This is a genomic window from Microbacterium sp. 2FI (assembly GCF_005502885.1).
Taxonomy (GTDB): Bacteria; Actinomycetota; Actinomycetes; order Actinomycetales; family Microbacteriaceae; genus Microbacterium.
Genome location: NZ_SCMR01000014.1, coordinates 56798 through 70796 on the forward strand (window position 1 = coordinate 56798; position 13999 = coordinate 70796).

At 71.1% G+C, this 13999-nt stretch carries 12 protein-coding genes; 4 read left to right on the forward strand and 8 right to left on the reverse strand.

Features of this window, described 5'->3' with window-relative positions; genetic code table 11:
* Positions 1-68: 68 nt before the first annotated feature.
* Positions 69-653 carry a carboxymuconolactone decarboxylase family protein gene (locus FFS15_RS12230; protein ID WP_171013181.1) on the reverse strand — a complete coding sequence of 195 codons (585 nt, stop codon included), beginning with the start codon at positions 651-653 and terminating at the stop codon, positions 69-71.
* Positions 654-781: 128 nt separating this feature from the next.
* Between FFS15_RS12230 and FFS15_RS12235 the strand changes: the two genes are divergently transcribed.
* Both FFS15_RS12235 and FFS15_RS12240 read left to right on the forward strand, forming a co-directional pair.
* Positions 782-3616: an alpha-L-rhamnosidase gene (locus FFS15_RS12235; RefSeq protein WP_137845311.1), complete on the forward strand. Its 2835-nt coding sequence runs from the start codon at positions 782-784 to the stop codon at positions 3614-3616.
* On the forward strand, positions 3613-4044 hold the full coding sequence (locus FFS15_RS12240) for a cupin domain-containing protein (RefSeq protein WP_137845312.1): 432 nt from the start codon (positions 3613-3615) through the stop codon (positions 4042-4044). The genes FFS15_RS12235 and FFS15_RS12240 overlap by 4 nt, the downstream gene beginning before the upstream one ends.
* Positions 4045-4049: 5 nt before the next feature.
* On the opposite strand, the gene FFS15_RS12245 is transcribed toward FFS15_RS12240, so the two are convergent.
* The 4 genes from FFS15_RS12245 to FFS15_RS12260 are packed head-to-tail and all read right to left on the reverse strand — an operon-like array spanning position 4050 to position 8658.
* Positions 4050-4979, reverse strand: a complete 930-nt coding sequence (locus FFS15_RS12245) for an NADP-dependent oxidoreductase (protein ID WP_137845313.1) — start codon at positions 4977-4979, stop codon at positions 4050-4052.
* Between the two features lies 1 nt (position 4980).
* Complete coding sequence (locus FFS15_RS12250; protein ID WP_137845314.1) at positions 4981-6024, reverse strand: Ldh family oxidoreductase; 1044 nt, start codon at positions 6022-6024, stop codon at positions 4981-4983.
* Between the two features lie 26 nt (positions 6025-6050).
* Positions 6051-7751: a thiamine pyrophosphate-binding protein gene (locus FFS15_RS12255; protein ID WP_137845315.1), complete on the reverse strand. Its 1701-nt coding sequence runs from the start codon at positions 7749-7751 to the stop codon at positions 6051-6053.
* Positions 7752-7755: 4 nt separating this feature from the next.
* A complete protein-coding gene (locus FFS15_RS12260) occupies positions 7756-8658 on the reverse strand; it encodes an amidohydrolase family protein (protein WP_137845316.1) in 903 nt (300 codons plus the stop codon).
* A 238-nt stretch (positions 8659-8896) separates the two neighbouring features.
* On the opposite strand from FFS15_RS12260, the gene FFS15_RS12265 reads away from it, so the two are divergent.
* Entirely contained in the window at positions 8897-9796 is a 900-nt protein-coding gene (locus FFS15_RS12265) for a siderophore-interacting protein (RefSeq protein ID WP_137845317.1), read from the forward strand.
* Positions 9797-9801: 5 nt separating this feature from the next.
* Here FFS15_RS12265 and FFS15_RS12270 read toward each other — a convergent pair whose 3' ends face one another.
* Positions 9802-11361 carry a DHA2 family efflux MFS transporter permease subunit gene (locus tag FFS15_RS12270; protein WP_137845318.1) on the reverse strand — a complete coding sequence of 520 codons (1560 nt, stop codon included), beginning with the start codon at positions 11359-11361 and terminating at the stop codon, positions 9802-9804.
* On the reverse strand, positions 11358-11978 hold the full coding sequence (locus tag FFS15_RS12275; protein WP_137845319.1) for a PadR family transcriptional regulator: 621 nt from the start codon (positions 11976-11978) through the stop codon (positions 11358-11360). The genes FFS15_RS12270 and FFS15_RS12275 overlap by 4 nt, the downstream gene beginning before the upstream one ends.
* A gap of 91 nt (positions 11979-12069) precedes the next feature.
* On the opposite strand from FFS15_RS12275, the gene FFS15_RS12280 reads away from it, so the two are divergent.
* Positions 12070-13029: a phosphoribosylaminoimidazolesuccinocarboxamide synthase gene (locus tag FFS15_RS12280; protein WP_137845320.1), complete on the forward strand. Its 960-nt coding sequence runs from the start codon at positions 12070-12072 to the stop codon at positions 13027-13029.
* A 136-nt stretch (positions 13030-13165) separates the two neighbouring features.
* Here FFS15_RS12280 and FFS15_RS12285 read toward each other — a convergent pair whose 3' ends face one another.
* Positions 13166-13996, reverse strand: coding sequence for a VOC family protein (locus FFS15_RS12285; protein WP_171013183.1), 831 nt, complete (start codon positions 13994-13996; stop codon positions 13166-13168).
* Positions 13997-13999: the final 3 nt, after the last annotated feature.

Here is a 13999-nt window from a genome sequence, read left to right on the forward strand (position 1 = left end):
AGAACTCGCACGGGTCGTCGACGCAGGCTCCGTCGCCGGAGCCCCGCACCCACCGCAGCAAGGTCACGTCAGGCCGTCGCCGGCGCGACCTTGGCGTAGCCGCGCACGTCGGGGAACGGCGGCACGCGATCGGGCTGCAGGTCGACCTGGAAGGTGTTGAGGCACATCGACAGCAGCGTGAAGTTGCCGAGCAGCCCGATGGCGTCGACGAGCTGCTGATCGGTGAAGACGGAGCGGGCACTCGCGAAGGTGTCGTCCGAGACGAAGTGGGTCGTCAGCAGCTCGGTCGCGAAGTCGTGGAAGGTCGAAAGCTCGACATCGTCGCCGAAATCGGGCTCGGCCCACGTCGCGAGCGCCTCCACGGCCTCGGGCGGGATGCCGGTCTCGATCGCCTTGTCGATGTGCGAGTTCCACGAGAACTGGGCGTCGAAATGGCGCGAGGCGATCAGCAGCGCGTACTCGCGGATGCGCTCGGGCATGCTGCAGTCGAAGCGCACGAACGCGCCGAGGGCTTCGACCCGGTCGCACAGCTCGGGGCTGTGCAGCCAGACCTTGAACGGGCCGCCGATCTTGCCGCGCTTGGCGACGATGCGGTCGGCGAGCTCGCGCTGGCGGTCGGTCATGTCTTCGACGGGGGTGACCTCGAGTCGCATTCGTCGTTCCTTCGGTTCGGGCAGTGGCTTCCACCGTGAGACTAGGTCGGTGCCGGAGCCGGGAGAAGGGCCCGACGGGCAAGGTAATCGTGCACCCTCTGAACCGACCTGCGACCTACCGTGGGAACGTGCCCGCACTCATCACCTCGCTCACCGCCGAGCTTCGTCACGACTCGGCCGCCGTCGCGACCCCGACGCCTCGGCTCACGTGGGCGACGGCATCCGATTCCCCCGACTGGGTGCAGGCGTGGGCCGAACTCCGCCGTGACGACGAGATCGTCCGGCTGGATGCGCGCGACAGCGTGCTGGTCGCGTGGCCGTTCGCGCCGCTCGAGGCCGGCGAGCGCGCCATGGTCTCGGTGCGCACCGGATCGACCGCGGGCGACGAGACGCCGTGGAGCGCGCCGCTCGAGGTATGGGCGGCCTTCACCGACGAGTGGACCGCCCTGCCCATCGGACTCGCGAACCCTTCGCGCGTCGCGCAGCCGGTGCTCTTGCGGACGACGTTCGCGCTCGACCGGCCGGTGCGCTCGGCGACGCTCCACTGGGCGGCGCTCGGTGTGGCCGAGGCCTCGCTCAACGGCGAGGCGGTCGACGACCTCGTCCTCACCCCCGGCTGGACGAGCTACCGCGAGCGCCTCGTGCACGAGACGAGCGATGTCACCGCGCTCGTGCGGGTCGGCGAGAACGCACTCGGCATCGCGCTCGCCGGCGGCTGGTACACCGAGGAGTACCACGTGCTCACCGCGCCGAGGCGGTTCTTCGGCGATCAGCCGCGCGCGCTCGCGCAGCTCGTGCTGGTCTTCGACGACGGAACCATGCGCACGATCGCGACCGGCGACAGGTGGCGCGCCCTCGGCGACGGACCGATCGTCTCCAGCGGCATCTACGCCGGTGAGCACGTCGACGCGAGGCGTCTTCCGGCCGGCTGGGACGAGCCGGGCTTCGACGACGGGGATTGGGCACCGGCGCTCGTGACCGACGACGTCGTGCCGCGCCCCGAGGCGCGAATGGCGCCGCCGGTGAGGCGCATCGAGCGGATGCCGGTGGTCGAAGCCTCACGCACGCCCTCAGGCCGCATCCTGCTCGACTTCGGCCAGAACATCGTCGGCCGGCTGCGGCTGCGCGTCACCGGACCCGCCGGCACCGTGATCACGCTCCGTCACGCCGAGGTCCTCGAGGACGGCGAACTGGCGCGGCGCCCCCTGCGGCTGGCGGAGGCCGTCGACTCGTTCACGCTCGCAGGCTCGGGCGAGGAGGAGCTCGAGCCGCGCTTCACGTTCCACGGGTTCCGCTACGCCGACATCGAAGGATGGCCCGGAGAGTTCGATCCCACCGCTGTCGAAGCCGTCGTACTCGCGAGCGACCTGCGCCGCACAGGGTGGTTCGAATCCTCCGATGCGACGCTCGACCGGTTCCACGAGAACGTCGTGTGGACGCTGCGCGGCAACTACCTCGCCGTCCCGCAGGACTGCCCCCAGCGTGACGAGCGCCTCGGGTGGACGGGCGACACGCAGCTGTTCACGCCGACCGCGGCCTTCCTCTACGACTGCCACGCGTTCCTGCGCTCGTGGCTGCGCGACCTCGCGCTCGAGCAGCAGAAGCTCGGCGGACTCGTGCCGCTGTTCGCGCCGAACGTCGTGCCCGGATTCGCCGACCGCGGACCGGTCGCCGCGTGGGGGGACGCGATCGCGGTCATCCCGCGGTTGCTCGCACACAGTTCGGGCGACGCGACCCTCCTCGCCGAGTTCTACCCCGGCATGCGGGCGTGGGCCGACCTCGTGCTGAGTCACCGCGATGCCGAGGGCCTGTGGACGAGCGGGCGGCAGCTGGCCGACTGGCTCGACCCGAACGCGCCACCCAACGCCCCGTCGCGCGGGCGCACCGACACCGACATCGTGGCGACGGCCTACCTCGCGCGCACGCTGGCACTCACCGCCGACATCGCGCGCGAACTCGGCGACGATGCGGATGCCGACCGCTTCGCCGCCCAGGGGATCGCCACCCGCCGCGCCTTCGTCGACGCGTTCGTGACACCCACGGGCCGCATGATGAGCGACACCCAGACCGCGTACGCGCTGGCGATCGCCTTCGACCTCATCGACGATGATGCCCTGCGCGGGCGCGTCGGCGACCGCCTCGCCTTCGTCGTCCGCCGCGACGGGTTCCACATCGCCACCGGCCTCGTCGGCACCGCCGTCATCGCCCCGGCGCTCACGAAGGCGGGCCACATCGATGTCGCCGAGCGCCTGCTGTTCCAGACCGAGGCGCCGTCGTGGCTGTACCCGGTCGGCGTCGGGGCGACCACCGTGTGGGAGCGCTGGGACGGCCTCCGCCCCGACGGCACCCTCAATCCGGGCGCCATGGTGTCGTTCAACCACGTGGCCCTCGGCTCCGTCGCCGCGTGGCTGCACGAGGAGGTCGCGGGGCTCTCGGCCCTCGAGCCCGGTTACCGGCGCCTGCGCATCGCGCCGCACCCGCTCACCCGACTGACGCATGCGCGTGCCGAGCACGAGACCCCCTATGGACCTGCGGCAGCCGGCTGGGAGCGCGTCGACGGTGCCCTCCGCGTGCGGGCGGTCGTGCCGCCCAACACGACCGCGCTCGTGCGGCTGCCCGACGGAAGCGAGTTCGACGTCGGCTCGGGCACGCACGAATGGACGTGCCCCGCGGATGCCGCCCGGCCCCTGCCCCCGCTCGACCTCGACTCGTCGCTGGCCGACCTCGCCGACAGCCCCGCCGGCTACGGCGCCTTCCACGGCGCGCTCGCACGCCAGCCCAACCGCTTCCTCGCCGGGGCGGTGCGCGCCAACGCCCTGTACACGCCGGGCCGCAGCATCCGCGACGCCCTCGTCTTCGCCGACGGCGCGACGCTCTCCGCCGTCGCGGCGGCGCTGGCGGCGGCATCCGATCCCGTGGCCCCGATCGCCACGCCCGTTCCCCACCGACAGGAGCCCTCATGACCACCATCCGCATCTTCGCCGAGATCGAGGTGCTCGACCGCGGCGGCGCCGTGAAGACGTGGCCGCTCATCACGACCGAGACGAGCGGCGGCGAGAACGACCTCGCCACCGGCATCAGCGTCTATCCGGTCGGCGCGGGGGCGCCGCTGCACTCCCACAACTGCGACGAGCAGGTGCTGATCCTCGACGGCGAGGGCTTCGTAGAGGTGCACGAAGGAGGGAAGGATGCCGGCATCCTTCGCCGCGACCTCGTGAAGGACGACACCGCCTATGTGAAAGCGGGCGTCTTCCACCGCTACCAGAACACCGGCGACACCCCGATGCGGATCCTGTGGATCTACCCGCAGGCCTACGTGACCCGCACGTTCGGCGACACCGGCAAGACCGTCGAGCACCTCACCGCCGAAGACGCCATGGGCGGGCGCTGAGACGGTCAGACCGTCAGCACGACCTTGCCGTCCGGGTGCCCCGTCGCGACGAACCGCAGCGCCTCGGGCGCGTCGGCGAGCGAAAACGTGCGTGCGATCGTGAGGGTGAGATCGCCGGATGCCGCGAGGGCCAGGATCCGCGCACGCGCGGGCATGCGGAACGCGATGCTCGCCGGGGCGGCGCCCGCCGAGATCCCGACCCCGGCCTCGCGAGCCTTCGGGCCGGGCGCGAGCGTCGCGATGCGCGAGGGGTCGGCTACGAGGTCGAGCGACACCGCGAGCGCCTCGTCGGTGCCGGCGGCGTCGACGGCGGCATCCACACCTTCCGGTGCGAGCGCGCGCACGCGATCGGTGAGACCGTCGCCGTAGGTCGTCGGCTCGGCACCCAGCGCGCGGAGGCGCTCGTGGTTCCCGGGCGAGGCGGTCGCGATCGTGCGCACGCCCGCGAGACGGGCGAGCTGCAGCACGAGGGAGCCGACCGAGCCCGAGCCGGCATGGACGAGAAGCGTCTCGCCGTCGCGCGCGCCCGAGAGCGCGAGAAGTTCGGCGGCGACGACCCCGACGTGCAGAAGTCCCGCCGCGGTGACGTCGCCGATCGACGCGGGCAGCGCGAAGACGTCGGACGCCGAGACGGTGAGGTCGGTGGCGAATCCGCCTGCGACCTTGAACGCAACCACGCGATCGCCGGCGGCGACGTGCGTGACCTCGTCGCCGACCGCGGTGACGACCCCGGCGGCCTCCTGGCCCACGCCCACCGGCAGCAGCGACTCGTCGGCGTTCCAGCCGCCGGAGAGACCCTTGTAGTCCGAGGGGTTCACGCCGGCGGCGGTGACCGCGATGGTCACCTCGCCGGCGGCCGGTGCCGAAGCAACGGCATCCACGAACTCGAGCGCGTCGATCCCGCCGTACGTCGGGAGGACCCACCGCTTCGACACGTCAGCCGACCTCGGGCACGACGACGCCCAGCGCGGCAGCGAGGTCGACCAGCTCGGTCCAGAGCTTCTCGCCCACCGGGATGCCCGCTTCCGACCGGTTCGCGGCCTTCGCCGAGCTGCGCTCGCCGGGGACGAAGATCTCGTCGACACCCTCCGCCTTCGGAAGGGCGTGGATCGTCTCCACGGTGGCGTCGACGTTCGCGATGAACTCGCCCACGTCGCCGAAGGCGGCCGGATCGATCACGATCAGCGTCGCATTCTGCCGGTGCTTCTTCGTGCCCGCGTGGTACGGCGTGAGGATCGGAGCGGTGACCAGAACGCTGGTGACCAGCTCGAACATGAGCGAGAGTCCCGAGCCTTTGGCACCGCCCAGCGGAGTCGGAACCTTCGCCGCCTCGGGGTCGGTCGTCGGGGTGCCGTCGGCGGTCGTCGCTGACCCATCGGGGAGCGGCAGCCCCTTGCGCTTGTAGTCGGCGATCTTGCCCATCGCGATCAGCGACGTCGCCATGTCGAGCAGCACGGTCGGGCGCCCCGCGCCCGACGGCACGCCGATGGCCAACGGGCTCGTGGCGACCGAGGCGCCGACGGCGCCGGTGTACGACATCATCGGCGAGCCGGCCGCGATGCCGATGCCGATCAGCCCCTGGTCGGCGATCAGCGATGCGTAATAGCCGATGGCGCCGGTGTGGACGGTGTTGCGCACCGAGACGATCGCGACGCCCTGCGACTTGGCCTTCTCGACGGCGAGCGTGGCCGCGCGCGTGAGTGCGATCGGCCCCGGGGCGAAGTCGGCGTCGACGACGGCTGCGCCGGGCCGGGTGTCGTCGACGGTGATGCTCGCCGTCGGATTCGCCACCCCGCTCTCGAACATCTCGACATAGCGGGGCACGCGCGCGATGCCGTGGGAATCGATCCCCCGCAGGCTCGCCCACACGAACGAGCGGGCGAGTGCGGTGGAGTCGTCGACGGAGAGGCCGGTGGCGACGAAGATGTCGCGGGCGAAGTCTTCGAGGGCTTCGGCGGGCACGGTGACAGGACCGGGCATGGTGGTGCTCCTTGCGGTGAGGGATGTCAGCGGGTGACGGCGACGTTCACGACGGCGGTCGTGCCGCGCTTGACGGCGTCGACGGCGTCGGCGAGCACGCCGTCGAGCTCGTCCGGGTCCGAAACCTCGGCGGCGAACATGCCGAACGGCGTGGCGAACGCCGACAGTTCGGGCTGCGACGACAGGTCGACGCCGAGGTGGTTCCGGGTCCGCACGGCTGCACCGTCGGGGTAGAAGCGCAGGTGGTTCATCTTCATCGACAGGTACTTCTTGTTGTTGACGATGACGACGAGCAGCGGCAGTCCGTTGTCGGCGGCCGCGAGCAGCGACTGCACGATCGGGTTGTAGAGGAACGCGCCGTCGCCGATGGTGAGGATGACGAAGCCGTCCTGCACCGCGAGCTTGACGCCCAGGGCGACAGCGATCCCCTGGCCGAGACCGCCCTGCACGTAGAAGTACGAGTCGGACCGTTCCCAGCCGACGTGGCGCTGCACGACGCGGCTGTGGGTGATCGTCTCGTCGACGACGACCGCGTCTTCTGCTCGCGCGATGCCGCGAAGGGCCATGGCGAGGGCGACCGGGTCGATCCCGCCGGAGGCGCCGGGGGCCCGCGAGCGCTGCTCGGCGGCATCCGTCTGCGAAGCCCACGCATCGTGCGCGGGCGCGAACGACGCCGCCCGCGCCGCGAAGTCGCCGCCGACCACGAGCGTCGCCTCACGCAACTGGGCGAGCGTCTCGGGCAGCGCGCCCTCGAGGTAGTGGTCGGCGTTCAGCACCTGGTAGACGATGTGCGGGCGCTGCGGCACCTCGTCGATGACGACCGTCTTCGCCGAGCCGGGCTTGCGGCTCGGCGGATAGAACGGGGCGCGGCAGTTGACGAGCAGGATCAGGTCGGCCTCATCGATGTGCGGCTCGAGGTCGGCGCCGAGGGCGAGCGGCCCGGTCTTCGGGTAGTTCGCGCATACGGCGGATGCCGGTTCGATCACGCCGATGCCGAGGTCGTCGGCGAGCGCGCGCAGCGCCTCGAAGCCGCCGGGCTCGCGGCCCGCGGTCTCGGTGATGATGATCGGACGCTCGGCACGGGCGAGGAGCTCGGCCACCGCCGCGATGTCGGATGCCGCCGACACGCGTCGTCCGCGGGCGACGACCTCTTTGCGCACGGGCTTCGCTGCGGGCTCGAGCAGCACCTCGAGCGGCACGTTGAGGTAGACAGGCCCGGCCGGCTGACGCTCGGCGATCTCGCCGGAGCGCTTCACCAGCTCGTAGAGGGTCGAGACCGAGCCCGCCATCTGCGACCACTTGGTGAAGGGATCGGCGATCGGGTGCGTGCCGCCGACGATCGAGAGGTTGCGGTACCACTGGCCGCCGGGATCCTGCCCCGGTCCATCGCCGTAGGTGGTCGACTCGCTCGAGGCGACGACCATTCCGACGCCCGCGAGCAGTGCCCCGTGGACTGCCATCGACCCCTGCAGGAGTCCGGGTGCCGCGTGCAGCAGCACCGCCTGCACGCGGCGGGTGACGAGGCCGTACCCCGTCGCCATGCCGACGGCGACCGTCTCGTGCGTGAGGTCGAGGTAGCGGGGCGCATGCTCGCCGGCATCCTGACGACGAGCGAACGCCTCCCACGCCGGGGCCCATTCCGACCCCGGCGATGAGAAGACGACGTCGACGCCGAGGTCGGTGAGCGCGTCGATGAGCAGCTCACCGCCGTCGTACGTCTCGGTCATGGGATCAGCTCTCCGCCTTCGCCGATGATCCTGCGGCCGCGCCGGCCGTCTCGGGGATGTCCCAGTCGAGGACCTTGCAGATGCCCTTGCCCATGATCCAGTCCAGTTCCTCGGGCGAGAAGGTGTAGTACTTCGTGAACTGCTCGACGGTATCGGTCCAGGTGAGGCCGTGACCGAGCAGGCGCGTGATGTCGGTGCCGAAGTGGGCACGTTCCGGACCCATCTTGTCAACAACCTCGCGCACGTACTTCTCGATGTTGTAGTTGGGGAAGGGCTCGGTCGAGTAGCCCGGCAGCGCCGAGACCTTCACCGAGATGTTCGGGTGCACGTGCAGGTCGGCGGTCTCCTGAACCCAGTAGCCGATCGCGTCATCGACGCAGCGGGCCATGATGCCCATGTGGTCGATGATGATCTTCAGATCGGGGTGCTTCTCGGCGATCTGGCCGAGCTCGGCCTTCCAGATCGGCGCGTGCACCATCGTCGGGATGCCCAGCTTCTCGGCCAACGGCCAGTACCAGTCGTTGGTGCCGTCGATCATCCAGTTGCGGTCCTGCGGGCGGTGGAAGGTCAGGCGCACGCCCTTGATGTGCTCGCTGTCCTTGATGAAGTGCAGCAGCCGCTCGCCCTCTTCGGGATCGTTCTGGGGCACGCGGGCCATGATCCCGAACCGGCCGTCGTACTGCTCTGCCGCCTCGAGGGCGTAGTCGATGCGGTCCCCCTCCCACGACGGGGGCAGGATCAGCGCGCGGTTGACGCCGGCCTCGTCCATGAGCGAGATGGCCTCTTCCGCGAGGAAGGCCTCCTCACGATGCCCGTTGAGACGAATGCGCTCGCGGGCGCCCGGGACCCAGGGGCGGTCCGGCGTCTCTTCCTTCCAGAGGTGGATCTGCGAATCGACGATGAACAACGGTCTTCCTCACGTTCGTGTTGCTGGGCCGGTCTGCCGCGTCGGCGATGACTCGGTCACCGGCTGGGCCAGTCGGCTCCAGTGCAAGCGAACGTATCCCGGGGTCTCGGCGCTAGCCAGGGTCGGGAGCGCACGTTTAGGTTTCCGGATCGTGCACGGTTCCGGGGCAGTGCACCGGTGTCGTCGTGGTTGGCTGAGATGGGCCCGTCCTGTGGGCGGCGCCGGAAGGAGATCACCCATGACGGATGCCGCTGCCGCCGCTTCGGGACCGCGCGGGCGAACCGGGCGCCCCGGTGTCGACCCGGCTTCGCCGTTCTTCCGCGCCGGCGGGCGGAACCGGTTCACGGCGCGCCGCGCCCGCGTGATCGGCGTCGAGCAGGTGGCGCCGGCGATGCTGCGCGTGCGCGTGTCGGGACCGGACTTCGCCGACTTCGTCAGCACCGGACCCGCCGACCACGTGCGCGTGTTCTTCCCCGACCCCGAGACCGGCGAGCTCGTCGCACCGGTCGCCGTCGGGCCGGGCGAGGACGGCATCGTGCGCCCCGAGGCGCCCGTGCATGCCCGAGACTTCACGCCGCTGCGGGTGGCGCGGGTCGGCGCCGAGGTCGCCGTCGACATCGACTTCTATCTGCATCCGTCACCCGGGCCCGCCGCCGTGTGGGCGTCACGGGCCCGGCTCGGCGACGAGCTCGTCATCGTCGGCCCGCGCGGCTCGAAGGGCGCTCCGCAGGGGGCCGCCCGGCTCGTGCTGGTGTGCGACGAGACGGCACTGCAATCGGCGACGCGGTGGGCCGCGGAGGTGCCGGCATCGACCGTCATCGACCTCATCGCGGTGGCTGCGGACAATGGCGAGTGGATCGCCGGCTACATCGCCGAGACGGCGGGGCGGGCTGATGTGCGCCTGCGCCTCGTCGGCGCCGGCCGCGATGACGCCCTCGTCGAGGCGGTGCGGGCGACGGCTCCGGATGCCGAGACCTTCGTGTTCGCCGCGGGTGAGGCGTCGGCTCTCGTGCCGGTGCGCCGGTTCCTGCGCAGCCTCGGCCTCGCACCCGAGCAGGTCGCCCTCAGCGGGTACTGGAAGCAGGGCACGACGGGCTTCGACCACCACGCCCCGATCGACCCCGCCGACCCCGACTGAGCGGGTTACTGCGCCTCGACCGGCGCCTCCCACGCAGCCGTCGAGGGCACCGGACGCCGCAGGAACAGCACCGCGACCACGCCGACGAGCATGACGGCGGCCGGCAGCAGGATCGCCTGTGACATCGCCACCGCGAACGGCTCGGCGATCGCGGGCGGCAGCGCGCCGCTGCCGAAACTGCCGCCCGACTCGCCTGCGCCCGGGATGTTCGCCTCGATGCGGGCCTGCATGAACACGGCGATCGCGGCCGAGCCGAGAACCGAGCCGATCGTGCGGGTGGTGTTGTAGATGCCCGCGCCCGCGCCCGCCTGCCGCGGCGAGAGGTTGCGGGTGGCGGTGGTGGCGAGCGGCCCCCACATGCCGGCGTTGCCGACGCCCATGATGAACGACGGGATCAGGTACATCCAGATCGGGGTGTCGAGGTTCATCAGGACCGAGTAGAGGACGAGCGACCCGGCGACCAGCAGCAGGCCCGGCACGAGCAGCACGCGCGGGTCGGTGCGGTCGAGCCACCGGCCCGCGAGGGGCGAGAGGACGCCGGCGGCGACCGCCATCGGCACGAGCAGCAGCGCGGCCTCGGTGGGCGAGAGCCCCCGCGCGAGCTGGATGAAGAACATGAGCGGCAGCGACATGCTGGTCACGGTGAACCCGACCGTGGCGATGCCGATGTTCGCGACCGAGAAGTTGCGGTCGCGGAACAGCTCCATCGGCACGAGCGGCTCGCTCTTGGTGCGGAACTGCTGCCAGATGAACAGGCCGAGCACCCCGACGCCGGTGATGATGAGCCCCCACACGGTGATGGGTCCCCAGATCACGCCCCAGTCATAGGTCTCGCCCTCCTGCAGCCCGAAGACGATGAGGAACAGCGCGGTCGCGCTCAGGAACACGCCGACCAGGTCGAACCGGTGGGGGTGCGTCTCGAGCTTGGGCACCAGCATCCAGGCCAGGACGAATCCGACGATGCCGACGGGGATGTTGATGAAGAAGATCCACTCCCACCCGAAGCCGTCCACCAGCAAGCCGCCGGCGAGCGGGCCGACGAGCATCGCGACGCCGGACGTCGCGCCCCACAGGCCCATCGCCGCGCCCCGCTGGTTCGGCGGGAAGGTGCGCGTGATGATCGCCATCGTCTGAGGCGTCATCATCGCAGCCCCCAGGCCCTGCACCGCGCGGAACGCGATGAGCGCGCCGAGCGTCGGCGACAGTCCGCACGCGAGCGAGGCGAGCGTGAAGACCGTGAGGCCGATGAGGTAGATGTTCTTGGGTCCGAACCGGTCGCCGAGGCGCCCCGTGATCAGCAGCGGCACGGCGTAGGCGAGCAGGTACGCCGAGGTCACCCACACGACGTTGTCGAGGTTGTTCGAGTCGGGGTCGAGGGCCGCCTTGATCGCGGGGTTCGCCACCGACACGATCGTCGTGTCGACGAGGATCATGAAGAACCCGATGACCAGCGCCCACAGCGCCGGCCACGGATTGCGGGCGGGCGGCGTCGCGGCGGATGCGGTGCCGGCGGGTGCTTCGGCGGGGCGGGCGGATGCTGCGCCCGGCGTCTCGGAGTGCTTCACTGTCGTGCTGCCTTTCGCTGAGCGAGATAGCGTTCCGAGGGCTCGGCTGCGCGCCCCCAGGGGAAGTCGGGTCGGTCGATGCGCTCGAGCAGGGCGTCGAGCCACGCGAGCTCGGCGCCGCGCAGCGTCTCGTCGCGGTCGACCTCGAGCAGATACTGCGCCGGCACGCCCTTGTCGCGGGCGAAGCGGTGGCCCTCGGCGAGCGCGGCGCGCGCCTCGGCGAGCGCCGTGCGGCGGATCCGCAGCAGGGCCACGGCCTCGGCCCGCTCGAGGTTGTGCGCCTCGGCGAGGGCGATCCGGAACTCTGCGGGCCGGTCGATGCGCGCGAGCTCGCGCCGCACCCACTCGCCGACGACGGCGGATCCGGCATACGTCAGCGCGTACGTCGTGCGCTCGGGGCGGTTGCCGCCGCGATCGACGCCGACCTCGGCGACGAGCCCCGCCTTCTCGAGCCGCGCGACGGTGTGGTACATCGTGCCGTTCGTGATCGGCACGAGGCGATCGTCGCGGCGCATGCGCATGAGCCGGATCATCTCGTAGGGGTGCATGTCGCCCTCGTCGAGGAGCGCGAGGACCATGATCCCCAGCGGGGTGATGCGGTCGACGGCGTCAGTCATGCGATTGCTCCGAATTGGTTAGTCCACGTGGACTATACGCGGCCCCGCGGACGGTTGTCACGTTCTCGCGCCACGCCGGGATAATGGGCGGGTGACGGATGCCGCTCCCCTCGACCTCGCCGGATGGCGCCACGTCTACTCAGGCAAGGTGCGCGATCTGTACGAGCCCGACTCCGATGCCGCGTCGGCGGCTGCCGCCGACCGGATGCTGGTCGTCGCGAGCGACCGCGTGAGCGCATTCGACCACGTGCTCTCGCCCGGGATCCCCGACAAGGGCGTGCTGCTGACGACGCTGAGCCTGTGGTGGTTCGATCAGCTCGCCGGCGCCGACGGCGGGCGCAGCATCCCGAACCATCTCGCCGCGGCGCATGTGCTGACCCTCGGCGCCGACGGTCGGGCGAACACCGCCGACGACGTGGTCTCGCTCATCCCCGCCGCCGTCACGGGGCGATCGATGGTCGTGAAGAATCTCGACATGCAGCCGATCGAATGCGTCGTGCGCGGCTACCTCACCGGCTCGGGCTGGGCCGAGTACCGCGAGAGCCGCACCGTGTGCGGCATCGCGCTGCCCGACGGACTCACCGACGGCGACCGACTTCCCGAGCCGATCTTCACGCCCGCCTACAAGGCGCCGATGGGCGAGCACGACGAGAACATCTCGTTCGAGCAGACCGTCGAACTCGTCGGCGCCGAGCGCGCGGCGGAGCTTCGTGACCTCTCCCTCGAGATCTACACGCGCGCTGCGCGCACCGCCGAGGCGCACGGGCTGATCCTCGCCGACACGAAGTTCGAGTTCGGCCTCGACGCCGAGGGCGTGCTGACCCTCGCCGACGAGGTGCTCACGAGCGACTCGTCGCGGTACTGGGATGCCGAGGCATGGGCCGCCGGAACGACGCCGGCCGAGCGGATGGCGAGCTTCGACAAGCAGATCGTCCGCAACTGGCTGGCCGAGAACTGGGACAAGCAGGGCGAGCCGCCGGCACTCCCGGCCGAGATCGTCGAGCGCACCGCCGACCGGTACCGCGAGCTCCTCGGGCTCCTCACCGGCTGACCCCCTGGCCCCCGGCCCTGGCCCCTGGCCCCTTCTCCCGTACCGAAAACCTGGTCGGTCACGACGACACCCCGACGGACGGTCGTTCGGCCCGGCGTGTCGGATGACGGGCCGGGTTTTCGGCCCGCCGACCGGGTCAGGCGACCGTCGCGTGCAGGGCGTTGCGCCACGGATCGTCGAACGAGACCGTCTGCCCGTCGTCGCGCAGGGCGACGCCGTGGTGCCGCAGGCGCTCACCCAGCGAGCCGAGGGCATCGGCATCCGGCAGTGCGAGATCGACGCGACCGAGCCCGAGGGCCGGCATCCGCGGACCCGCCCCGCGCGAGTTCCACACGTTCATCGCCATGTGGTGGTGGTATCCGCCCGCGCTCACGAAGACGGCCTGGTTGCTGAGCCCGGCCGTCTCGTCGAAGCCGAGTGCGTCGACGTAGAAGGCGCGCGCGGTCGCGACATCGCCCACCGACAGGTGGACATGGCCGATGGATGCCGCATCCTCCGCGGTCGAGCCGCGCACCACGTCGTCCGACAGGTGCTCCGAGAGGAATGTGTTCGGATCCAGGTACAGCGTCGCCATCTCGATCTGGCCGTGCACCCACGACCACTCGGTGCGCGCGCGGTCCCAGTAGAGCTCGATGCCGTTGCCCTCGGGATCGGTGAAGTAGAACGCCTGGCTCACCAGGTGGTCGGCGGATCCTGTGAAGGTTCCCGGCGCGCTGCGCGCGACCGAGTACAGCGCGGCGGCGAGCGCCGCCTGAGATTCGAACAGGATCGCGGTGTGGAAGAGGCCGGCCGAGCCTGGCGTCGCGTGGCGCAGCGTCGCCTCGTGTCGCAGCACGACAAGTGCACGGCCCGCGCGACCGAGGGTCACCGTGTCGCCCTCGGCGGCGAGCACCTGCAGAGTGACGACGTCTCGGTAATACCGGGTCATCGCGTCGAGGTCGCCCACGAGGAGCGTGACGGCTCCCATGCC